Source organism: Terrimonas rubra, from assembly GCF_042686025.1.
GTDB lineage: Bacteria > Bacteroidota > Bacteroidia > Chitinophagales > Chitinophagaceae > Terrimonas > Terrimonas rubra.
In genome coordinates this window covers 822,187-843,707 of record NZ_JBHUOZ010000003.1, presented here as the reverse complement: position 1 = coordinate 843,707, position 21,521 = coordinate 822,187, and the positions used below count along the sequence as shown (strand labels likewise).

The following is a 21,521-nucleotide window of genomic DNA, read 5'->3' as shown; positions in this document are numbered from 1 at the left end:
AGTATATAGTTGATGCCGTAAAAGATGTAAGCTTATAACTTAAACCTTATTACTTACAACCTTCTTAGTATCCCATTCCACCCATATCAGGTGCACCATGAGCATGAGGCGCATCTTCTTTCTTAGGTTTGTCGGCAATTACACACTCGGTAGTTAACAACATACCTGCAATTGAAGCAGCGTTCTCTAAAGCCACACGGCTTACTTTAGTAGGGTCAATTACACCGGCTTTGAACAGGTTTTCGTAAGTTTCTGTGCGGGCATTGAAACCAAAGTCAGCTTTACCGTCTTTAATTTTCTGTACCACGATAGAACCATCGATACCTGCGTTAGAAGTTAAAGTGCGGATAGGCGCTTCCAAAGCACGGCGTACGATAGCAACACCGGTTTGTTCATCGGCGATCTGGCCTTTAATTTTAGCTTCTAAACTTTCAATAGAGCGGATATAAGCTACACCACCACCAGGTACAATACCTTCTTCAACGGCAGCGCGGGTTGCATGTAAAGCGTCGTCAACACGGTCTTTCTTCTCTTTCATTTCTACCTCAGTAGCAGCACCAACATATAATACCGCTACACCACCGGCTAACTTAGCTAAACGCTCCTGTAATTTTTCTTTATCATAGTCAGATGTAGTATTCTCGATCTGCGCTTTGATCTGGTTTACACGGGCAGTAATATCAGCTTTTTTACCTTTACCACCTACGATGGTTGTGTTGTCTTTGTCAATAGTAACAGATGAGGCCTGGCCTAAATAAGTCAGATCAGCTGCTTCTAATTTATGACCTAATTCTTCGCTGATAACAGTACCGGCAGTTAAAGTAGCAATATCAGTTAACATTTCTTTTCTTCTGTCGCCAAAGCCGGGAGCTTTAACAGCAGCCACTTTAATAGTACCGCGGATTTTGTTTACTACCAATGTAGCTAAAGCTTCTCCTTCTAAATCTTCAGATATAATTAATAAAGGACGACCGCTTTGTGCTACTTTCTCCAGGATCTGGAGAATATCTTTCATGGTAGATATCTTCTTGTCGTAAATTAAAATGTAAGGGTTTTGTAACTCAGCTTCCATTTTCTCGCTGTTGGTTACAAAATAAGGAGAGATATAACCACGGTCAAACTGCATACCTTCTACTACATCAACAGTAGTATCGGTACCTTTTGCTTCTTCTACAGTGATCACACCTTCTTTACCAACTTTTGCAAAAGCCTCGGCAATTAATTTACCAATGGTCTCATCGTTGTTGGCAGAAATAGTAGCCACCTGCTGAATTTTTTTGCTGTCGCTTCCTACGGTCTGGCTCTGGCCTTTTAAGTTTTCAACCACCAGGGCTACCGCTTTATCAATACCGCGTTTCAGGTCCATTGGGTTGGCACCTGCAGCTACCATTTTCAAACCTTCGCTAATGATGGCTTGTGCTAAAACAGTGGCAGTGGTAGTACCATCACCGGCAATATCAGCCGTTTTGCTGGCTACTTCTTTCACCATTTGGGCACCCATATTTTCAATAGGGTCTTCCAGTTCAATTTCTTTGGCTACGGTAACACCATCTTTGGTTACGGCAGGAGCGCCAAATTTTTTCTCAATAACTACATTACGACCTTTAGGGCCTAATGTTACTTTTACAGCGTTTGCTAAAGCATCAACGCCTTTTTTCATTTTATTTCTAGCTTCAATATCAAAGAAAAGTTGCTTTGCCATGATCTTTTAAATTAATAATTAATAGGTAGTAATTAATAATGATTACTATTTTTTTGTTACCGGCGTCACAGCCCTGATCAGGCTTTTGTTGCGACGCTCCGTTCATCGTTCAGTACGCTGTTCAACTTAACATTGAACTTTTGAACTACCGGAACTTTTGAACTTTTATTTTATACAATTGCCAGGATATCCGACTCTCTCATGATCAGGTAATCCAGCCCTTCTATCTGGATCTCAGTACCGGCATATTTACCATATAACACTGTGTCACCTGCTTTTACAGTTACAGGCTCGTCTTTTTTACCAGGGCCCGCAGCGATAACAACACCACGTTGTGGTTTCTCTTTTGCTGTATCAGGGATAATAATTCCACCTGCAGATTTTTCTTCAGCAGCAGCCGCTTTAACAATTACCCTGTCGTGTAAAGGAGTAATGTTGACTTTCTTAGCCATAATTGTATTGATTTTTATTTTTTTAGTTAGAAGCCCCCTTTTTAGAGGGATGGCAAAAGTACAGTAAATAATATGCCAGTTGCAGTTTAAAGCCTTTTTTTCACCATTTTGGCAGAAATGACTGACAACAGGACATTTTTATGTAATAAGAGGCAGTTAATCACCAATTGACAATTGATAATGGACAATTGACAATGAGCAATTTGTGATTGCATGAAACCCGTTTATGATGATTGCATATGGTCAATTACTTATTTTCTGTATAGTCATTGATCTATTGCCTCTTGCTAATTGCTTATCGCCAATTGCTTATTGCACGCCCCTCTATTAACCTTTCCGGCTCCAAACTTCCTGTCTCCCTGACTTTCAGACTTTCCAACTTTTAAACTTCCCTAAAAGCATTAACTTTATAATTTATCCCATTCCACATGCCCAAAACCTTTATCTTCGCACCCTCAAAAGCTCTTTTGAATGATTAGCAGAAGAAATATCAGGGTAAAAGTGATGCAAACATTATATACCGTTGCATCTTTGGAAACCGAAGCCAAACCGGGTGAACCCCAAAAAATCTTACAACAACATTTTGACCGTACACAGGAATTACTGACCTACTTTACCTGGTTTTTAACCGAAGTAGCCAGGTACCCTGAAAAAGATGCGCACCAGCGTGCCAATAAACATTTACCCAGTAAGGAAGACCTGAACGTAAATATTAAACTGGCGGGCAATGAATTGTTGTGGACCATTTTGGACGAGCCCAGTTTCCAGGCCCAGGTAGGCGCCACCAAACCACAGGCCCGTACCAACGAAGAGCTGATCCGCAAAATATACCAGCGTTTAAAAGATACCCCGGAATACCTGGCCTATATCAGTACACCGGAGAGAAATAAAAATGACGAAAGAGCTATTCTCGAGTTTATTTTAAACAATATGCTGCTGGAATATGAGCCCTTTACCGCACATATTGAAGAAATGTTTGCCAACTGGGATGATGATGGAGAGATGGTGATACAACTGATCGCCGGCGGTTTACAAAAACCTCATTCACTCAAATTCTCCAACCTGTTAAATGACGATAAAAAGCAGTTTGCCTTTAACCTTACCAGGACGGTTCTGGAGAAAAAAGAATACCTGCAGGAACTGATCGTTCCCAAACTTAAAAACTGGGATGCGGAGCGTATTGCTTTACTGGATATGATCCTGATGCAGATGGGTGTGAGTGAGTTTTTATATTTTGATACCATTCCGCCCAAGGTGACCATTAACGAATATATTGACCTGGCCAAAGAGTACAGCACACAGCAAAGCGGCCAGTTTGTAAATGGTATCCTGGATAATATTAACAAGGACCTGACCACGCAGGGAAAAATGCAGAAACGCGACCACAGAAAGCCCTAGTTTTAACGAAAGAAGTTTATGATATAAGCTTACCTTTGCCCCTTTATAAATATTATATAGTTTATGAAACGTATATTTTTCCCTTTACTGATGGTTGCCGCCCTGGCAGCCTGTAACTCGGCAGATAAACCAGCAGAAGATCATACCGGCCACAACCATGGCCAGGAAACGGATAAAGCTGCAGAAATAGCAAAAACCTTACAGGACTCGGCCAACTATACTTCCATCGAGTGGTTAGACTCTACCTTTAAGGATATGGGTAAAATTAAAAAAGGCCAGAAAATTGAAGTTAGTTTTCCCCTGAAAAACATAGGCAACAAAAACCTGGTTATCAGCCAGGTAGATGCAGGTTGCGGTTGTACGGTGCCCGAAAAGCCTGAAAAGCCCATTGCCCCCGGCGGACAGGAAGTGATCAAAGCGGTATTTGACAGCCAGAACCAGTCTGTGGGAACACCATTAAGAAAAACAGTTTCCGTGGTAGCCAATACCATGCCTTCCACTACTCACCTGCTTACCTTTAGCGTAACAGTGGTTGAATAATTTATTTAATTTCTAAACAAGTATATAATGAGTATTTTCTTTTTGCAAGCCAAGCCTTCCGGACCTTTAGGTGGTTATGAAACCATTGTTTTCATGTTAATGATGGTGGTGGTATTCTGGTTATTCTTCATCCGCCCCCAATCTAAAAGGGCAAAAAACCAGAAAAAATTTATTGAAGACCTACAGAAAGGTGATAAAATTGTAACGATTGCCGGTATACACGGTGTAATAAATAAAATTAACGAGGATGGTACTTTAAGTATTGAAGTAAGCCCCGGTAGTTACCTCAAAATTGAAAAATCGGCTTTAAGTCTTGACTGGACAGCCCAGGTGAACAAACCTGCCGCTGATGCCGCAAAAAAATAATAAAAATCAGTTCTTAAAAGCCACAGCTAACCGCTGTGGCTTTTATTTTTTCCGATAGCCCTCTCCGTCTGGAAAGATATTTGTACTTTTCAGGCTTAACCATTCCTCGAAAATTAATTCATAAGCCCTCCCTACTAATATAGTCCGCATAGCAGCACTGCTATGCGGAAAACCAATTTTTATTTTTGTAAATTGTGTATGCATAGTTGTGACCATTTTATATGTTATAATTTTGTATCATTTAAAATAGTTACGTACGGGTATACTGCTAAACCTAAACAGGTGTAACATGTTAAAAGTGGGCATTACCGGAGGTATAGGGACCGGAAAAACAGTAGTAGCAAGAATTTTTGAAACATTAGGTGTGCCGGTGTATTATGCCGATACAGCAGCCAAAACCATTATCAATACCAACCCCGAAGTTAAACAACATATTATTGCACAATTTGGCCCCGAAAGTTATATCCAGGGCAAATTAAACACTCCATATATTTCCGGTATTGTATTTAAGGACAGCGACAAACTCCAGGCATTGAACAGCATTACCCACCCTGTAGTAATACAACATGCCAGGGATTGGTTGTTAAGGCAAGAAAGCAGCTATGCGCTGAAGGAGGCCGCATTGTTATTTGAAAGTGGTTCGTATAAGGAACTGGATATTATCATTGGGGTAGCATCCCCTTTTGAAACCCGTGTAGAAAGGGTAATGGAAAGGGATAATATATCCCGTGAAGCCGTGTTACAGAAGATGGGGAAACAAATGGATGAGGAGGAAAAAATAGCGAAATGCGATTACGTTATTTACAATGATGAAAAGCAGATGGTGATACCACAGGTACTGGCCTTGAATAAAATACTGCAGCAAAAAGCAGCTAACCCACCAACATAGCCTACTGTATATTTACGTACCACTAACTGGTAATTTTATTCACGGAATAACATATAGATTTATTTCATTCTATATTGTGCTTAATTAAACTTTATGTACAATATGAAAAAAATCTTCAGCGTGGCCATTGCTCTATGTGCCATCAGTTCCTTATCTGCACAAAAATTTACTTATGGTATTAAAGGAGGTGTAAATACCAACCAGTTGTATTTAAGCGGCAAAAATGACGGTGAAAAAGTAAATTATTCGTCCAGTAAAGTGGGCTTCCAGGTAGGTGGAGTAGCCGAACTCTCCCTCACCAATAATTTTGCGATACAGCCTAATGTGCTTTTTACACTAAAGGGTGGCAAATACCCCGGCTCTCCTTATGCTGTAAATATCTACAGTATTGAGCTCCCCCTTAATCTTTTGTATAAAACCAATGGCTTCTTTGCAGGTGCTGGCCCTAACTTTGGTTATGGCGTAAGTGGTAAAATTAAGGCCGAAGACGAAACGATAGATGTATATGAAGAAAATGCAGAAGTACCCTTAAAACGTTTTGAAATAGGTGCCAATATTATTATGGGCTATCAATTCCCATCAGGCTTTAATATCAGCGGACATTACACATTAGGTTTGAACAATACACTTGACAGGGATAACGATCCTAATGATACTAAAATAAATAACAGGATCCTGGGCTTTTCTGTAGGTTATACTTTCGGCAAAAAATAATCACCGGTTTTGTATGAATAAAAAAGGTTGTTCTGTTATAACAAAACAACCTTTTTTTATTTAACTGCTTTCCTTATTATTTCAATTTGCTCAACGCCTCTTTAATACGTTTCCAAGCTTCTTCTATTTTAGGCAAACTATTCGCAAAAGAAAAACGTACGCAGGCCGGCTCACCAAATGCCTCACCCATTACCGATGATACGTGGGCGGTGTTCAGCAGGTACATACAAAAATCTGCAGAATTGGTAATGGTAGTGGTACCGTCGCTTTTACCGTAATAGGAACTTACATCAGGGAAGATATAAAAAGCACCATCCGGCTCAGGACACTCAATACCCGGAATTTCGGCTACCAGTTCCAGTACTCTTTTTTTACGGCGGGTAAACTCTTCTGTCATTTCAACAGTTGGCTTTAAATCGCCGGTAAGCGCCGTTACCGCAGCTTTCTGGGTAATGGCACAGGTACCGCTGGTAAATTGTCCTTGTATCTTTTCAGTAGCTTTTGCCACTTCTGCACTGGCAGCAATATAACCCAGGCGCCAGCCGGTCATGGCAAATCCTTTACTTAAACCGTTAATGATAATAACGCGGTCTTTAATATCGTCAAACTGTGCAATACTTTCATGTGCGCCGATAAAGTTGATGTACTCATAAATTTCATCGGAGATAATATAAATGTCCGGGTATTTACGGAACACATTGGCCAGGCCTTCCAGTTCATCTTTGGTATACACTGTACCGCTGGGGTTACAGGGTGAGGAGAACAGGAATACCTTGGTTTTAGGCGTTATCGCAGCTTCCAGTTGTGCAGGTGTAATTTTGAACTTTGCTTTTGCTTCCGATTTGATCTCTACAACCTTACCCCGGGCAATTTTTACCAGTTCACTATAAGTTACCCAATATGGTGTGGGAATGATCACCTCATCATTATCATCTACCAAAGCCAGTATGGTATTGGCCAGGCTTTGTTTTGCACCTGTGGAAGCAACAATATTTTCAGGTTTGTAATCTAAATTATTATCGCGTTTTAATTTTTCACAAATGGCTTCACGCAGGTCTAAAAAACCCGGTACAGGTGTATAATGGCTCCAGTTATCATTAATGGCCTTTATTGCCGCGTCCTTAATATGCTGTGGCGTATCAAAATCCGGTTCACCCAAACTAAGGTCGATCACATCGATACCCTGTGCCCGTAATTCACGGCCCAGTTTGGCCATTTTTAAAGTCTCAGGTTCGTTAAAGCGCTGCAAAAAAGAGGAGAGCTGCATGATAATTAATATAAATTGTTTAAACGTTAATTAAATGCCTGTATAAAGGCTCGCAAATTTAATGAAAGAAGGCAAGCATTCTGCCAGAATGTTTACACAAATATTTACGTTTTCCGGTATTTTATTGATTGTTCTAAAACGAACATTTGTTATGGTAACATGCAGTTATTTGCAGGCTAAAACATGTCCTTCCTCCATCAGGCATTCATGCAGACCGTTTATACAATTCATTCTAAATTAAAGAGTAAAACTGTAGCGATTTTAACTAATTAAGTATTTTTATCATTTTTTTTATTTTTTATACCAACTAATCAGAATGAGAATCGCAACACTCGTCCGCATTGCCTGGATTTTATTTTTGGGGCTTAGTACTGTTACACTTAACAAGTTGCAGGCCCAGCAGCATGTTACTATTACAGGAACTATTGTAAATGCCTCACAGGAGCCGGTAGAAGCGGCAACTATTACGGTAAAATCCACTAATGCCGTTACTCTCTCCCAAAAAAACGGCAGCTTCCGGATCACCACACCTGCCGCTCAAAAAATTGTACTTATTATTTCAAACGTAGGCTATATCACACAGGAAGTAGATGTTACCGCCTCTAAAGGTCCGGTAACCGTTACCCTGCAGACCAGTGAAAATGTGAATGATGAAGTAGTGGTAATGGCTTATGGTCAAAAGAAAAAAAAGACGGAGATGGTCGGCTCTGCCTTCCAGATCAACGCTGACCGGATAGCACAAATGCCCGCAGGCCGTATTGATGCTCTTTTGGAGGGACAGATGCCGGGCGTAAGGGTAACATTTAATACCGACGATGCCAGCAGTACCAAACAAAGAATTAATATCCGGGTAAGAGGCCAGGGTACCTTTTACGCTTCTGCCGAACCTTTATACGTTGTTGATGGCACTCCTATCTTTACCGGTGACAGGACCAATTTAGTGCCGGGCATACAGACGGCCGTATCCCCTTTATCTTATATTAATACAGAGGATATAGAATCCATCACCGTTTTAAAAGATGCCGCTGCCGCTGCCATTTACGGCGCCAATGCCTCTAATGGTGTGATACTGGTGACTACCAAATCCGGCAAGATCAGTAAACCCAAACTCAGTCTTTCGTTACAGAGCGGTTTTTCAAGCATCAGCAAAAGCACCAAGTTTAAAACACTCAATGGCAGTGAGTACCTGGAGCTGGCAAAAGAATCATTTGTCAATGCCGGCAGGGACCTGGTGGAGTTTCCCTATACTGATAATGATATGAATACTTACAGCGGTACCAATACCGACTGGGTAAATGAATTTTATGGTAACGGGGTGGTGAACAATGCTACATTAGCTTACACAGGTGGTACTGCGAAATTTAAATATGCGGTATCTGCCGGGTATTTTAACGATAAATCGACCATTATCGGTAACACACAAAGCAGGGCCTCCCTCAGGGCCAACTTAACTTACCAGGTAACCAGTAAATTAGCCGTAACCTTAATTTCACGGGGCTCTTACAATAAAAACAACACTTTTAACCCCGGCCAGGATTACCTGGATTTTTTACCGGTTTATTCGCCTTATAATAATGACGGATCATACAGGCTGTACAATAAAAAAATCACCGGCCTGACGCCCTCCGGCGAGCCGGTATTTACTACTGTACGTTTCCTGAACTCCGTAGCAGAACGGGAACAGAATGACGATATCCAGAAAACCAACCTGCTGAACAATAACATTTCAGTGAATTATAAACTGTTCCCTGGCTTAACCTCTACTACGCAATATGGAATTGACGATCAAAGAGTGAAACAAAATATTTACAAGGCAAGAACGAACTGGTCGGGCATGGATCTGCAGGGCAACCCTGTTGGTTATGCGGCCAGGGCCTATAACAAAACAATTACCACAACTTTTATTGAACGTCTTAATTATTCAAAAACCATCGGGGTACATGCTTTTGATGTAGTAGCCGGCCTGGAACTGTATAAAAACAGGTACAGAACCCAATATATTACGGCTTCAGGATTTGCAGACGACAACCACAGGAATATTGATCATGCCGCAGTGATCAATACCAGGGACAGCAGCAAAAGAGAAACTAAAAATGCTTCCTATTTCGGGCAGTTGAATTATAACTATGACCAGTTGTATTATTTCCAGTTAACCGGTCGTCGCGATGGCAGCTCTACTTTTGGAACCGATGCCCGCTGGGGTAATTTCTATGCAGCAGGCATAGGCTGGAATATCAAAAAAGAATTGTTTAACAATAATACTGCTATTAATGTTCTTAAACTGGATGCTACTTATGGTAATACGGGTAACGCCAGGATCAGCCTGCAGGAGGCTTTTGGTATATACACGTTTAACTCAGGCAGCATGTACAATGGCGTGCCGGGAGCATCCTTATCCAATATTCCCAACGCCAAACTACGCTGGGAAGAAGCCAGGCAAATTAACCTGAAACTGAATGTGGCCCTGTTTGATCGTTTAACCATTTTATTAGAAGGTTACCGGAAGAAAACGGTACAGGCGATCGTGAGCAATACCGTATCCCGCACCACCGGTGAAACCTCTGCACAAAGCAATACCGGAGAATTATCCAATACAGGTATTGAGGCCACCATTAACGTAGACATTATTAAAAACAAGAAAGGATTTAGCTGGTGGGTGGAATTGAATGGAGCCCATAACAAAAACAAAGCCCTCGCACTATACAATGATAATGATAAAGCCCAGGGTAATTTCCTATGGCGTGTTGGTTACGATTTAAATACCTTATACCTGATCCGCTGGGCCGGCGTAGATCCCAGGGATGGTGCGCCTTTATGGTATGACTATAATGGCAATGTTACAAGGGTATACAGTATAGACAACAGGGTACCGGGCAAATCAGCCAACCCTGATGTGTTCGGTGGTTTCAGAACCGGGTTTGAATACAAAAACTTTACCGTGAGCGCCTTATTCACCTATGTTATCGGGGGACACCAGTTCAGTACTTTCAGCCGCAGTATGAATTCTGACGGTCTCAACATCGAAGCCGATAACCAGTCTGTTAATCAACTGGACAGGTGGCAGCAGCCGGGCGATGTAACCCTCAATCCCAAGCCGATATGGGGCGTATCTACCCGGTCTACAATGAACTCTACCCGGTATGTTTTCAACACCACCAATATCCGGTTAGGGAATGTTGCCTTATCGTATAACCTGCCGGCCCTGGCCCTGAAAAGACTGGGAGTAGAGAACTGTTCCTTAAGCCTGATAGGCAACGAACTTTTTTTCTGGACGCCTTACGACAAAACCAACAGGAACTCTTTTAAACAGTCGCGTAGCGGTTACCCAACCCAGTCAAGTATTCTTGCGGCATTAAATATCACTTTCTAAGCAGTATATCATGAAACTTAAACTATATATTTTTTTACTTCTTGCGCTTCCAGCACTTATCTCCTGCAAAAAGTATTTTGAAGTAGATAACTCGGACAGGCAAACCATCCCCAACACCTTTTCAACGATCGAGGGATTCAGGGCCAGCATTAACGGTACTTATGCTAAAATGTATAACTACTATTTGAACTCCTTTTACCTGTACCCGGAGGTAGCGGGTAATATGGTAGACCTTGTTAAAACAGGTAATGGAACAATGAAACCCCAGCACGATTTCCTGTCAGATCCTGAAGAAGAAGTAGGTGCTGTGGGGTATATATGGCGGTATGCATTTGAGACCATTGCAAATGCCAATAATATCCTGGAATATGCGCCTGCCTTTATTGAAAAAAATCCTGCCTCCAAAGCTGAGACAGAGCTGATACAGGCACAGGCATTATTTGTGAGGGCATTATCACATTTCGATCTGTGCCGTGTATATGCACAACCTTATAACTATACCGCCGACGCCAGTCACCTGGGTGTACCGGTTGTACTGATCAATCCAGCACCCGAGGACCCTGTTGCAAGACAAACGGTGAAAGTTGTGTATGCACAAATCATCAAAGACCTGAAGGATGCCGAAACCCTTTTCGGGAACAGCGCTGCAGCCAACCCATATGTAGCATCGAAAAAGGCGGTACAGGCTTTATTGGCAAGAGTATATTTATATGCCGAAGACTGGGATAATGCGATCACTTATTCGACCGAGGTAATTAATAACAGCGTGCTGGCTTATAAGGAACAATACAGTGCTATGTTTAACAACCTGATACCAGGTGTCGAAGCTATTTTCCGGTTAAGCGGCCAGGATAAAACGGATAAAAGACTGGGGCGTGTGTACGCCGTAAACGACCCAACTTATGTACCTGCTGATACCTTAATGAAGTTGTTTAACGACCCCTCGGATATACGTTTAGGCCTGTTTCAGGCAAACCCTGCTAACCCTGCCAGGTATTTAACCAGGAAGTGGACCATCGGAGTAACTTATACCCCTAATAATGAACGTTACGATCCCATGGTATTACGTGCCTCTGAAATGTACCTGATACGGGCCGAGGCCTATGCCGGTAAGAACAGGTTAACGGATTGTGCAGCCGACCTGAAAATAATCATTGCCAGGGCGCTGGATAAACAACCGGCCGATATTATCCTGGAGTCTGATAACAAAGAGTTATTGTTAAAAAGGATCGCCACAGAACGGGCCAAGGAGTTTTGTTTTGAAGGCCATAATCTTTTCGATATTGTTAGAACTAAAAAAAGCCTGGTAAGGGGTGTTACCACTACTTCCGCTACTAAAACGGTGAACTATCCAAGCGATTATTTTGTACTGCCCATCCCCCAGTCTGAAATGGATGCAAATGCCGCTATGGTAGGTAACCCAACTGTAAACAATTAATTTATGAAACTAAGAAATATAACACTCTTATTATTATTGGCAGGTTTAGTTATCACATCCTGTAATAAAGACGAGACGGAACCCTATACCCTGAAGTTTATTCATATCATGGACAATGAATCGTCCGAGGTAACCGTAAATCAAAATGCCAATGCCATCGGAACTTACAATATTTATTTAAGTTCAGTGCAGTTTTTTGAGCCGATCAAAGTAGCTTATACGATTACCGCCGGTAATGGCCTGACAGAAGGGGTAGATTATGAGGTCATCAGCAGTGCCCGCGAAATCACTTTTTTACCGGGTATTTACGATATGCCGGTTCGTATAAGATGGCTGGCGCATACCATAGACGAAACCAAAAACAATACTATTACGATCAACCTGGTAAGTGCCGATAACCCTTCCTATACAATAGGTTTACCCGGACCGGGCCAGAAACAAAGATCACTCACCATTACTAAGGTTAAATAAAGAACAGGTACACATTTACTATTAACGGAAAATTGTTCCGCTACAATAAATTTTTTGTATGAAACTGATAAAGAAATACCCTGCCTTCCTTGCACTGTTGTTTTTCTTCTCCTGTGCAAAAGAAGCCACCACCTGGGAAAGAGTAGACATGGATGAAGCAAAGATGTTTTCCATAGGTTTTTACGAAGCCGACAACCCGGACGCACTGGTAAAGGATTATGTATTGGATAATATCAAAACCAATAACCTGGTCATCCTGCTACCGGAAAATATTGACCGGAAAAAACTGGTGGCAAGGTTTACCGTAAGCGCCAACACTACTGTAAAAATTGACGGGGTGGAGCAGAAAAGCCGGGAAACGATCAATGATTTTTCTGTGCCTAAAGATTATATTCTCTCGCATGGCAATAACAATGCAAAGTATACGGTAAGCATTGGCAAAGGCGCGGATTATGTATGGAAGCCGCTTGCGTTCACCTATAATGATTCGGCCACTACCTTTATCCTGAAAGTAAATCCTGAAACAGGTGATCCCTTTATCATGTTTAACCAGTCAAGAACACCTACGGATAATCAAAAGGCTGCCATGCTGGCCTACGAGGATAATAACTGGATCAATAAGGGCGAAATTTCTGACGGAAGGATTGGCAACTTTGACTTTACATTTAACAGCCAGGGTACAGCCTATGCATCTTATGCCGATTACACAGCTTCCATATCACAACTTAACACGGTAAAAAAATACACATCAGGTACTTCCTGGTCACTTGTAGGGAATAAGGGAATTACCACCAGCAGGGTAACCTACAATGCGCTGGCCTTCCCGAATGACAATAAATTATTCTTATTCAGTACCATGGATGCCGCCGGGGTATTAGCCAGGAGGGAGCTGGGTATTTCCATCTATGAAAACAATACCTGGACCACCAATGCTACTATACCGGGAAGGGCTTCTTCCATATTTGGCTATTTACAGGTAGCCAGGGTTAAAAATGGGGTGATTTACCTGGGTGTATTCAATGCCAGCTCGCCCAATTCCGTTTCTTTATACAAGTATGAAAATAATACATGGGAAACCCTTGCCGATCAGTGGCGGGATACCAGGGCTACAGCGCTCAATGTAAGAGACTTTGATATGGATGTGGATGATGAAGGCAATGTATATGCGGCCTTTGCTGATAATAGTGATAACGCTACTTATAAATACAGGGTTATCAAATACAATGCGGCCACAAAAACCACTACTCCTTTAGCCAGTTATATTAACGGTGCATCAGGTAATTTATTCAGTTTTGACCTGGCACTGTCTCCTTTGGGCGTTCCTTACTTATTTTACCGCAACAGCAGCAACTACCCCACCATCGTTTCTTTTGACCGGGAAAGCCAGGACTGGACCCTGCCTTATATTTTTGAAGCCCAGGTGGCGGATGAACTTAACCTGGACTTTGCGCCCAACGGTGAAGCCTATGTGGCCTATTTAAAAAACAGGAAGTTCTTTGTTCATAAATATTCTGCCCCTTAATATAAAATGACTGATAACAGTAGTAGGATGAAAAAAATAGTAGCGTTAGTATCAGCTGTATTCACATTTGCGATTTCTGGTTTTTCGCAGGAGAAGTTCAGCTTTGTATTCATGTCGGATATACATTATACCACCAAATTTGATGCCCCCAGGGGGTTTCGGATGCTGGTGGACACGTTAAACGATATCAACCCGGATTTTGTAATGGTAGGAGGCGATATCATATACGATGCCTTAAGGGTTACCGAAAAGGAAGTAGTGGGCAATACAACCGCTTATTTAAAAGCCGCCTCAGATATTAAGGCCCCGCTTCATTATGCCATGGGGAACCATGAAGTATTCCAGCTATATAATAAATCTGCCGATACAAATAATACCATCTTTGGTAAACGTTTTTATGAAAAGTATTTTGGCAAACGTTATTATTCTTTTAACCATAAAGGCTGGCACTTTATGGTGTTGGATAATATTTTCATTACCCCGGACAGGAAGTATATAGGCAAGATTGACAGCACTCAGATAGCCTGGATAAAGGAGGACCTTAAAACGGTGGACAGCCTCACTCCTATTGCTATTATGGCACATGTTCCTTTTATCACTACCTTATCGCAATGGTACGGAGGCGGCACCAATGCCAATGACGATAAAGTGGCTTCAGTGGACAGTCACAGGATCATCAAACTGTTTGAAAGAAATAATTTACGGCTGATACTACAGGGGCATCTGCATTATTTTGAAGCATTAAACATAATGAATAAAACCACGGTTATTACGGCCCCTTCCGTTTCAGGCAAATGGTGGCAGGGCAAACAACACGATATTGAAGAAGGTTTTATTAAGCTGGATATTGACGGCGACAATATCAGCTATCAGTATATCGATTATAAGTGGGACGCTAAAAAATAAACGGCGGACAGGCACACTGGCTTTTACCGGTACCCGTCATGGAATTTATTGGTTATATTTGGCAGATGAAGCAACTATCTATTTTCCCTTTTTTATTAGCCGCCGTGCTCCTGCTGGGCGCCTGTAATAATAATGATAAGTCCGGAACAGATACTACCCTGCCATCCCAGCCAGTGAATGCGGATGCCGTAAATACTCCCGTTAAAACCGACACGCCAAATAACAATATGCCTGTGGCTCCGGCTGCCATGCAGCAACAACCGGCTAACAGTGGTATTGTTTTAAACCCGCCGCATGGACAACCCGGGCATAGCTGCGATATTGAAGTAGGACAACCATTGAACAGTGCACCTACCAATAAGCCTGCAGGCCAGCCGGTAATGACCACCCCTTCCCAGGCACCGGTTGCTAATCCGGCATTACCCAACGCTATTACACCGAACAGCGGCCAGGTACGTATTAACCCGGCCCATGGACAACCGGGCCACAGGTGTGATGTGGCAGTAGGTGCAGCGCTTTAAAGCGGTTATATACATTTTAAGATAACTGAAGAGTGATATTATGTCACTCTTTTTTTTGCCCTTCCCTGTCATGGACTACTTAAAACAACGGTATTCCAGTGGGCATCAGGCGCTGATGCAAGAATGTGGTTTTGACAAACCTACTATACCATATAATAGCCATCAAACCGTAAAATCTGTAATTATCATTATAATATATTGAAAAACAATATATTATAACAAAATCAAGGGTGATTAAAAGTTCTGCTATATATACCTGAAAACATTATCTTTGCAGCCTTTAAAATTACCAAAAGTCTTTCTAACGCTGACTATGGCGTTAAAAAGATAAAAAAACGTAAACTACCATAACGTATGCAACTGAAAGGTTTGGTTCGATTTTTTACGATCCTGCTTATTATTTATTCTCTGTATCAGCTATCGTTTACACTATTTGTTCGTAATCACGAAAGTAAACTGGAGAAAAGAGCAAAGGCTGATATTGCCCGTAACTACCCTAGTGCTTCAGAGAAGTATCCTGACAACAAAGATTCGCAAGCCGTTTACCAGGAACAACTGGACAAATTGTTCAACGAACGTTTTACCAGGCTGAAAGACAGTACAAAAAATGAAACGCTTACTTATGGCATTACCGGTGCTATCAGCTACCAGAAAGCCAAAGCGGAAGAGTTGAACCTGGGTCTTGACCTGCAAGGTGGTATGAACATTACCATGGAAGTAGAGATGACCGGTTTACTGAAAGGACTGGCCAACAACCCAAAAGATCCTGAGTTTTTACAGGCATTGGAAAATGCGAACAAACGCAGGGGTAACAGCGATGCCAACTTTGTAAAGTTGTTTGCGGAAGAATTCAAGAAAATTGCTCCCAATAAAAACCTTGCTTCTCTTTTTGCATCAGCAACAACCGGCCTGGTTGGTGTTAATGACAGCGATGGTACAGTAATCTCTAAATTAGAGGGACAGGCCCGTGAAGCATTTGCCAGCAGCTTAAACATCTTAACTACGCGTATTGACCAGTTTGGTGTTGCACAGCCTAATATCAGCCCCGATCCTAACAAAGGTATCATTACGGTTGAGTTACCTGGTATCCAGGATAAAGATCGTGTACGTAAGCTGTTACAATCATCCGCTAACTTACAGTTCTGGGAAACCTATAAAATTGAAGAGTTAGTAAGCTCTTTACAACAGGCTGATGCTGTATTTGATGGCATACTGAAAGGTACCAGCAAAGCTGATACCACTACCAAAACCATTGATACTATTGCCCCGGTTGTAGCAAAAGTTGATAGCACTAAAAAAGATACTACCAATAAAGGCATCACACTGGGTGATTTGGATGGTAAAGATACTGCCGGCAAAGGCCCCAATGCTACCGCTGAGAACGGTAAACGTTCTTTATTCGAGTTCCTGGTACCCATGCAGCAGCCAGGTATGGCTATCATTGGTTTTACCAAAGATACTGCCCAGTTAAGAAGCTACCTGGAAAATCCTGCTATCAGGAAGTTCTTCCCGCGTGACCTGCGTTTTGCATTTGGTTTGGCAGAAGGAAAAACCAAGAGCGATTTCCCGCTGTACGGTTTAAAAACCTATGGCAGTGAAAAAGCCCCTGTAGAAGGAAACGTGATCAGGAAAGCGGAACAAACTTATGACCAGACAGGAGGCAGCAAACCAATCGTTTCTATTGAAATGACCGACCAGGGTGCTAAAGACTGGGGAAGACTGACTGCAAAAACTTCCCGTAAATCAGGCAACCCTACTCCAATTGCAATTGTAATTGATAATATCGTTTACTCTGCTCCTACTGCAGAAGCAGAATTAGGCGCCAACTCACAGATATCCGGAAGCTTTACTGTAGAAGAGGCTAAAGACTTAGCAAACATTTTAGCTTTGGGTAAAGTAAATGCGCCTGCTAAAATTGTGTCTGAGCAAACAGTAGGACCAACTTTAGGTAAAGAAGCTATCAAAGGTGGTTTAATGTCATTTGGCATTTCCTTCCTGGTGATCTTTATCTTAATGCTGGTGTATTACAACACCAGCGGCTGGATCGCTAACATCGCCCTGGTACTGAACTTATTATTCACCATTGGTGTACTGGCTGGTTTAGGTGCTACCTTAACAGCTGCCGGTATTGCCGGTTTAGTACTGACCATTGGTATGGCGGTGGATACCAACGTAATTATCTACGAACGTATTAAGGAGGAATTGAACAGGGGTAAATCCTATGCCCAGGCAGTGAAAGACGGTTACCACCGTTCACTGGCACCGGTACTGGACGGTCACATTACTTCGTTAATGACCGCCGTTATCCTGTTCTACTTCGGTTTAGGCCCTGTTAAAGGTTTTGCTACCACGCAGATCCTGGGTCTTTTACTGTCATTATTCTGCGGTATCTTAGTTAGCCGCTGGATCACAGAGATCTTTGCCAAACGCAAAGTAAACGTGAAGTATTTCACCGGTATCAGCAGCAGGATCTTCAAACATGCCAGCTATAAATTTATCGAGTTCAGGAAAGTAGCATATGTTATCTCTTTTGTGATCCTGGCTCTGGGTATCGCTTCTTTCTTCAACGGTTTCCATTATGGTGTTGAGTTTGACGGTGGCCGTAGCTATAAAGTAGACTTTGATAAAAAAGTTCCGGTTGAGCAGGTAAGAGAAGACTTACGTGCAACATTTGAGAACGAGAACCCGTTAATTAAAACCATTGGTGACGAAAGTACTTTAGAGATCACTACTTCTTATTTAATTAATGAAACCCGTAACGAATATGCCGACTCAGTGGTAGTACATAAATTACACGAAGGTTTGGCTAAATACTTACCGGCAAATACCAGTTTTGAGAAGTTTGAGAACACTAACCTGTTAGGTTCTAAAAAAGTATTACCAACCATATCTGATGATTTAAAAAGAGGTGCGGTACAGGCGACTATTTTCGCTATCATCCTGATCTTCTTATACATCTTCATCCGTTTCCGTGACTGGAAATTCTCACTGGGAACCATTGTATCGTTGGTACACGACGTATTAGTAACCCTGATCGTATTCTCCTTTGCCAAGAACATTGTACCGTTCCCGTTAGAGATTGACCAGCACTTTATTGCGGCCATCCTGACCGTAATTGGTTTCTCTATGAACGATACGGTAATTGTATTTGACCGTATACGTGAGGATACTAAATTATACCCTAACCTGGGCCAGAAAGAACTGATCAACAAAGCCATCAATGATACCTTAAGCCGTACCATTATGACCTCGTTAACGGTATTCCTGACCGTATTGATCCTGTTCATCTTTGGTGGTGAGGTTACAAGAGGATTTGCCTTTGCCATGCTGATCGGTGTGGTAACCGGTATTTACTCTTCTATTTTCGTAGCAGCTCCGATACTGGTTGACTTAGGTCGCGGTAAGGTTGCTGGACGAAAAGAAACTCCAAAAAGTTAATACTTAACTATTTAGTTATACTAAAGCCGGTCAGTAACTGACCGGCTTTATTTTTTTAGATAAGCCGGGGGCCTGTCTGTTTTAGCCTATTTTTTAGCTATCTTTGAAACAATCGCATACCGTTATTTGTTACATAACGTGCTACCTGTGGTTAAACACACCATTGCATAAAGCCGGCCAATCAATCGGCATTTTCATAAACGACAGACAGGATTTATCAACTTATTTTGACAATAACCAAAATAAAAAAATTGATTGGATGCATCATCTACCGCAACTGATAACAGATCTTACGCTCATATTAGCCGTGGCAGCTATTATGACCCTTATTTTCAAAGCTTTAAAACAACCCCTTGTACTGGGTTATATTATTGCCGGTGTTATTGTAAGTGCTAACTTTTCATGGTTCCCTTCCATTTCTGATGCGCAAACAGAGAACATAAAAGTTCTTTCTGAAATAGGCATTATCTTTTTATTATTCAGCCTGGGGCTTGAGTTCAGTTTTAAAAAGCTGGCCCAGGTGGGCGGTTCTTCCTCGGTATCAGCCTTTGTAGAGGCCATTGGTATGTCAGCCCTGGGTTATGGAGCAGGCCAGTTGCTGGGATGGTCCACCATGGACAGTATCTACCTCGGTGCGGCACTGGCCGTTTCCTCTACTACCATTATTTTAAAAGCGGTAGAAGAACTAGGCCTTAAGAAAAAGAAATTTGCCGGGCTGGTATTTGGTATCCTTATCGTAGAAGACCTTATTACCATCGCTATATTAGTGTTACTGACCACCCTATCAGTTAGCCAGCAGGTAAATGGTATCGAGCTTTTACTGTCCGTAGGTAAACTAATATTCTTCCTTATTCTATGGTTTGTGGCTGGTATATTCTTTATTCCTACCATTCTTAAAAAGACCAGGAATTTAATGAACGATGAAACCCTGCTGGTGGTTTCCATTGCCATGTGCCTGGTAATGGTATACCTGGCTGCAGGTGCAGGCTTTTCCTATGCCCTGGGAGCTTTTGTCATGGGTTCATTACTCGCCGAAACAACCAAGGCCGAAAGAATTGAACACCTGGTAAAACCGGTGAAGGACCTTTTCGGCGCTATCTTCTTTGTATCGGTGGGTATGATGATCGACCTGAAGATGATCGGTGAATATGCTATTCCTATTTTATTAATTACCGTGGTTTGTATAGTGGGTAAAGTGATCACCACCGGTATTGGTGCTTTTATTTCAGGTAACTCTTTAAAAGTATCCTTACAAACCGGCATGAGCCTGGCACAGATCGGTGAATTCTCTTTTATTATCGCTATGCTGGGTACTACTTTAAATGCCACCAGTGCCTTTTTATACCCTATTATTGTAGCCGTTTCGGGGGTTACCACTTTTACCACCCCTTATTTAATAAAAGCCAGCTCGCCGTTTTACGACTGGATAGATAAACGTATGCCGGAAAGATGGCGCAAATCACTCACCCGTTATAGTTCGGAAGCTACTACCATTACAGCTACCAGCGACTTCCACCAGGTGGTTAAATCATTTGTGGTGAATGTGCTCCTGTTCTCGGTTATTATCGGCGCACTTGTATTTTTATCAGCCACTTATATTTTACCCTGGGTAAATGAACATACCAGTTATGCGATCGGCCGGATCACCGTTACACTTTTCACCTTAGCTGCGATGGCACCGTTCTTATGGGGCCTTATTGTCCGTAACGAACGGAATGAATCTTTTGTAAAGATTTACTCCATACAAAAATACCGCAGCCCTATCTGGGTAATGCGTGGTATAAAACTGGGCCTGGCCGTATTCTCCATCGTATTTTTATTTAACCGTTTCTTCTCCATCAGTGTCGCCCTGTCCGCTGCTGTAATCATCTTATTTGTTTTTGTTTTCTTCCGTAAAAAAATACAGGAGCAGTATGATCGTATTGAAAACCGTTTTATCCGCAACCTGAACGACCGTGAGTTACAGGCAGAACTGAAACAGTTGGAAATACAAGCCAGTAAAAGAAATGTAGCCCTGGCCCCCTGGGATGCACATATGACCACCTTTGAGGTTTTGCCCGAAACAAGCATCATTGGTAAAACACTGGAAGAACTAAAATGGCGGGAAGTAGTAGGTGTAAATGTAGCCATGATCAAACGTGGCCAGGTAACCATCACCACCCCTACCCGTTACGATCGTATTTACCCCGGGGATAAATTATATATCATTTGTACAGACGCACAGGAAAAAAAGATGAACGCCATCCTGAGAGCTGATAAGAAGTTACTGGAAAAACAGCATGATGCCGAAGTAGAGCTGGATAAATTCACCGTGGAACACGATTCCCCCTTCATTAATAAATCTATCCGCGACTCGGGCATACGTACCATTACCAATGGCCTGGTAGTAGGTATTGAACGGGATGGGGAACGGATACTCAATCCCGAATCATCCATGATATTTGCCGAAGGCGATGTAGTATGGATCGTGGGTGAGAAGAAACTGATCGACAGCATTAATTGATGTGAGAAGTAAGATCTATTGAAG

At 42.1% G+C, this 21,521-nt stretch carries 16 protein-coding genes; 13 read left to right on the top strand and 3 right to left on the bottom strand.

Annotated features, from left to right (window positions below):
* Nucleotides 1–64: 64 nt before the first annotated feature.
* The gene (gene groL / locus ACFS6H_RS12910) at nucleotides 65–1,702 is read right to left on the bottom strand and encodes a chaperonin GroEL (RefSeq protein ID WP_386099328.1); all 1,638 of its coding nucleotides are present in this window, start codon (nucleotides 1,700–1,702) and stop codon (nucleotides 65–67) included.
* 170 nt (nucleotides 1,703–1,872) lie between these two features.
* Nucleotides 1,873–2,154: a co-chaperone GroES gene (locus tag ACFS6H_RS12905; protein WP_386099325.1), complete on the bottom strand. Its 282-nt coding sequence runs from the start codon at nucleotides 2,152–2,154 to the stop codon at nucleotides 1,873–1,875.
* Between the two features lie 471 nt (nucleotides 2,155–2,625).
* Between ACFS6H_RS12905 and nusB the strand changes: the two genes are divergently transcribed.
* The 5 genes from nusB to ACFS6H_RS12880 all read left to right on the top strand — a co-directional run bounded on the left by nusB (nucleotide 2,626) and on the right by ACFS6H_RS12880 (nucleotide 6,061).
* Nucleotides 2,626–3,552 carry a transcription antitermination factor NusB gene (gene nusB, locus ACFS6H_RS12900; RefSeq protein ID WP_386099322.1) on the top strand — a complete coding sequence of 309 codons (927 nt, stop codon included), beginning with the start codon at nucleotides 2,626–2,628 and terminating at the stop codon, nucleotides 3,550–3,552.
* A 63-nt stretch (nucleotides 3,553–3,615) separates the two neighbouring features.
* Entirely contained in the window at nucleotides 3,616–4,092 is a 477-nt protein-coding gene (locus ACFS6H_RS12895; protein ID WP_386099319.1) for a DUF1573 domain-containing protein, read from the top strand.
* Between the two features lie 27 nt (nucleotides 4,093–4,119).
* Nucleotides 4,120–4,458: a preprotein translocase subunit YajC gene (yajC, locus tag ACFS6H_RS12890; protein WP_386099316.1), complete on the top strand. Its 339-nt coding sequence runs from the start codon at nucleotides 4,120–4,122 to the stop codon at nucleotides 4,456–4,458.
* 289 nt (nucleotides 4,459–4,747) lie between these two features.
* A complete protein-coding gene (coaE, locus tag ACFS6H_RS12885; protein ID WP_386099313.1) occupies nucleotides 4,748–5,347 on the top strand; it encodes a dephospho-CoA kinase in 600 nt (199 codons plus the stop codon).
* A 102-nt stretch (nucleotides 5,348–5,449) separates the two neighbouring features.
* Nucleotides 5,450–6,061 carry a porin family protein gene (locus tag ACFS6H_RS12880; RefSeq protein ID WP_386099310.1) on the top strand — a complete coding sequence of 204 codons (612 nt, stop codon included), beginning with the start codon at nucleotides 5,450–5,452 and terminating at the stop codon, nucleotides 6,059–6,061.
* Nucleotides 6,062–6,137: 76 nt separating this feature from the next.
* On the opposite strand, the gene ACFS6H_RS12875 is transcribed toward ACFS6H_RS12880, so the two are convergent.
* Entirely contained in the window at nucleotides 6,138–7,328 is a 1,191-nt protein-coding gene (locus ACFS6H_RS12875; RefSeq protein ID WP_386099307.1) for a pyridoxal phosphate-dependent aminotransferase, read from the bottom strand.
* 316 nt (nucleotides 7,329–7,644) lie between these two features.
* Between ACFS6H_RS12875 and ACFS6H_RS12870 the strand changes: the two genes are divergently transcribed.
* The 8 genes from ACFS6H_RS12870 (at nucleotide 7,645) to ACFS6H_RS12835 (ending at nucleotide 21,497) form a co-directional block, all read left to right on the top strand.
* Nucleotides 7,645–10,698: a SusC/RagA family TonB-linked outer membrane protein gene (locus tag ACFS6H_RS12870; protein ID WP_386099304.1), complete on the top strand. Its 3,054-nt coding sequence runs from the start codon at nucleotides 7,645–7,647 to the stop codon at nucleotides 10,696–10,698.
* 10 nt (nucleotides 10,699–10,708) lie between these two features.
* The gene (locus tag ACFS6H_RS12865; protein WP_386099301.1) at nucleotides 10,709–12,136 is read left to right on the top strand and encodes a RagB/SusD family nutrient uptake outer membrane protein; all 1,428 of its coding nucleotides are present in this window, start codon (nucleotides 10,709–10,711) and stop codon (nucleotides 12,134–12,136) included.
* Between the two features lie 3 nt (nucleotides 12,137–12,139).
* Nucleotides 12,140–12,607 carry a hypothetical protein gene (locus ACFS6H_RS12860; protein WP_386099298.1) on the top strand — a complete coding sequence of 156 codons (468 nt, stop codon included), beginning with the start codon at nucleotides 12,140–12,142 and terminating at the stop codon, nucleotides 12,605–12,607.
* Between the two features lie 58 nt (nucleotides 12,608–12,665).
* Complete coding sequence (locus ACFS6H_RS12855; RefSeq protein ID WP_386099295.1) at nucleotides 12,666–14,129, top strand: hypothetical protein; 1,464 nt, start codon at nucleotides 12,666–12,668, stop codon at nucleotides 14,127–14,129.
* 27 nt (nucleotides 14,130–14,156) lie between these two features.
* Nucleotides 14,157–15,035, top strand: a complete 879-nt coding sequence (locus tag ACFS6H_RS12850) for a metallophosphoesterase family protein (protein WP_386099292.1) — start codon at nucleotides 14,157–14,159, stop codon at nucleotides 15,033–15,035.
* Between the two features lie 65 nt (nucleotides 15,036–15,100).
* Nucleotides 15,101–15,556 (top strand): hypothetical protein, encoded by a 456-nt coding sequence (locus ACFS6H_RS12845; RefSeq protein WP_386099289.1) that lies wholly within the window; start codon nucleotides 15,101–15,103, stop codon nucleotides 15,554–15,556.
* A gap of 354 nt (nucleotides 15,557–15,910) precedes the next feature.
* Nucleotides 15,911–18,994 carry a protein translocase subunit SecDF gene (gene secDF / locus ACFS6H_RS12840; protein ID WP_386099286.1) on the top strand — a complete coding sequence of 1,028 codons (3,084 nt, stop codon included), beginning with the start codon at nucleotides 15,911–15,913 and terminating at the stop codon, nucleotides 18,992–18,994.
* A gap of 259 nt (nucleotides 18,995–19,253) precedes the next feature.
* The gene (locus tag ACFS6H_RS12835; protein WP_386099283.1) at nucleotides 19,254–21,497 is read left to right on the top strand and encodes a cation:proton antiporter domain-containing protein; all 2,244 of its coding nucleotides are present in this window, start codon (nucleotides 19,254–19,256) and stop codon (nucleotides 21,495–21,497) included.
* Nucleotides 21,498–21,521: the final 24 nt, after the last annotated feature.

What these genes read in the sequence shown, in the direction of transcription:
- ACFS6H_RS12845 (WP_386099289.1), top strand. Translation starts at nt 15,101, where the DNA reads ATGAAGCAACTATCTATTTTCCCTTTTTTATTAGCCGCCGTGCTCCTG.
- groL (WP_386099328.1), bottom strand. Translation starts at nt 1,702, where the DNA reads ATGGCAAAGCAACTTTTCTTTGATATTGAAGCTAGAAATAAAATGAAA.
- secDF (WP_386099286.1), top strand. Translation starts at nt 15,911, where the DNA reads ATGCAACTGAAAGGTTTGGTTCGATTTTTTACGATCCTGCTTATTATT.
- ACFS6H_RS12860 (WP_386099298.1), top strand. Translation starts at nt 12,140, where the DNA reads ATGAAACTAAGAAATATAACACTCTTATTATTATTGGCAGGTTTAGTT.
- ACFS6H_RS12850 (WP_386099292.1), top strand. Translation starts at nt 14,157, where the DNA reads ATGAAAAAAATAGTAGCGTTAGTATCAGCTGTATTCACATTTGCGATT.
- coaE (WP_386099313.1), top strand. Translation starts at nt 4,748, where the DNA reads ATGTTAAAAGTGGGCATTACCGGAGGTATAGGGACCGGAAAAACAGTA.
- ACFS6H_RS12905 (WP_386099325.1), bottom strand. Translation starts at nt 2,154, where the DNA reads ATGGCTAAGAAAGTCAACATTACTCCTTTACACGACAGGGTAATTGTT.
- ACFS6H_RS12855 (WP_386099295.1), top strand. Translation starts at nt 12,666, where the DNA reads ATGAAACTGATAAAGAAATACCCTGCCTTCCTTGCACTGTTGTTTTTC.
- yajC (WP_386099316.1), top strand. Translation starts at nt 4,120, where the DNA reads ATGAGTATTTTCTTTTTGCAAGCCAAGCCTTCCGGACCTTTAGGTGGT.
- ACFS6H_RS12895 (WP_386099319.1), top strand. Translation starts at nt 3,616, where the DNA reads ATGAAACGTATATTTTTCCCTTTACTGATGGTTGCCGCCCTGGCAGCC.
- ACFS6H_RS12835 (WP_386099283.1), top strand. Translation starts at nt 19,254, where the DNA reads ATGCATCATCTACCGCAACTGATAACAGATCTTACGCTCATATTAGCC.
- nusB (WP_386099322.1), top strand. Translation starts at nt 2,626, where the DNA reads ATGATTAGCAGAAGAAATATCAGGGTAAAAGTGATGCAAACATTATAT.
- ACFS6H_RS12875 (WP_386099307.1), bottom strand. Translation starts at nt 7,328, where the DNA reads ATGCAGCTCTCCTCTTTTTTGCAGCGCTTTAACGAACCTGAGACTTTA.
- ACFS6H_RS12880 (WP_386099310.1), top strand. Translation starts at nt 5,450, where the DNA reads ATGAAAAAAATCTTCAGCGTGGCCATTGCTCTATGTGCCATCAGTTCC.
- ACFS6H_RS12865 (WP_386099301.1), top strand. Translation starts at nt 10,709, where the DNA reads ATGAAACTTAAACTATATATTTTTTTACTTCTTGCGCTTCCAGCACTT.
- ACFS6H_RS12870 (WP_386099304.1), top strand. Translation starts at nt 7,645, where the DNA reads ATGAGAATCGCAACACTCGTCCGCATTGCCTGGATTTTATTTTTGGGG.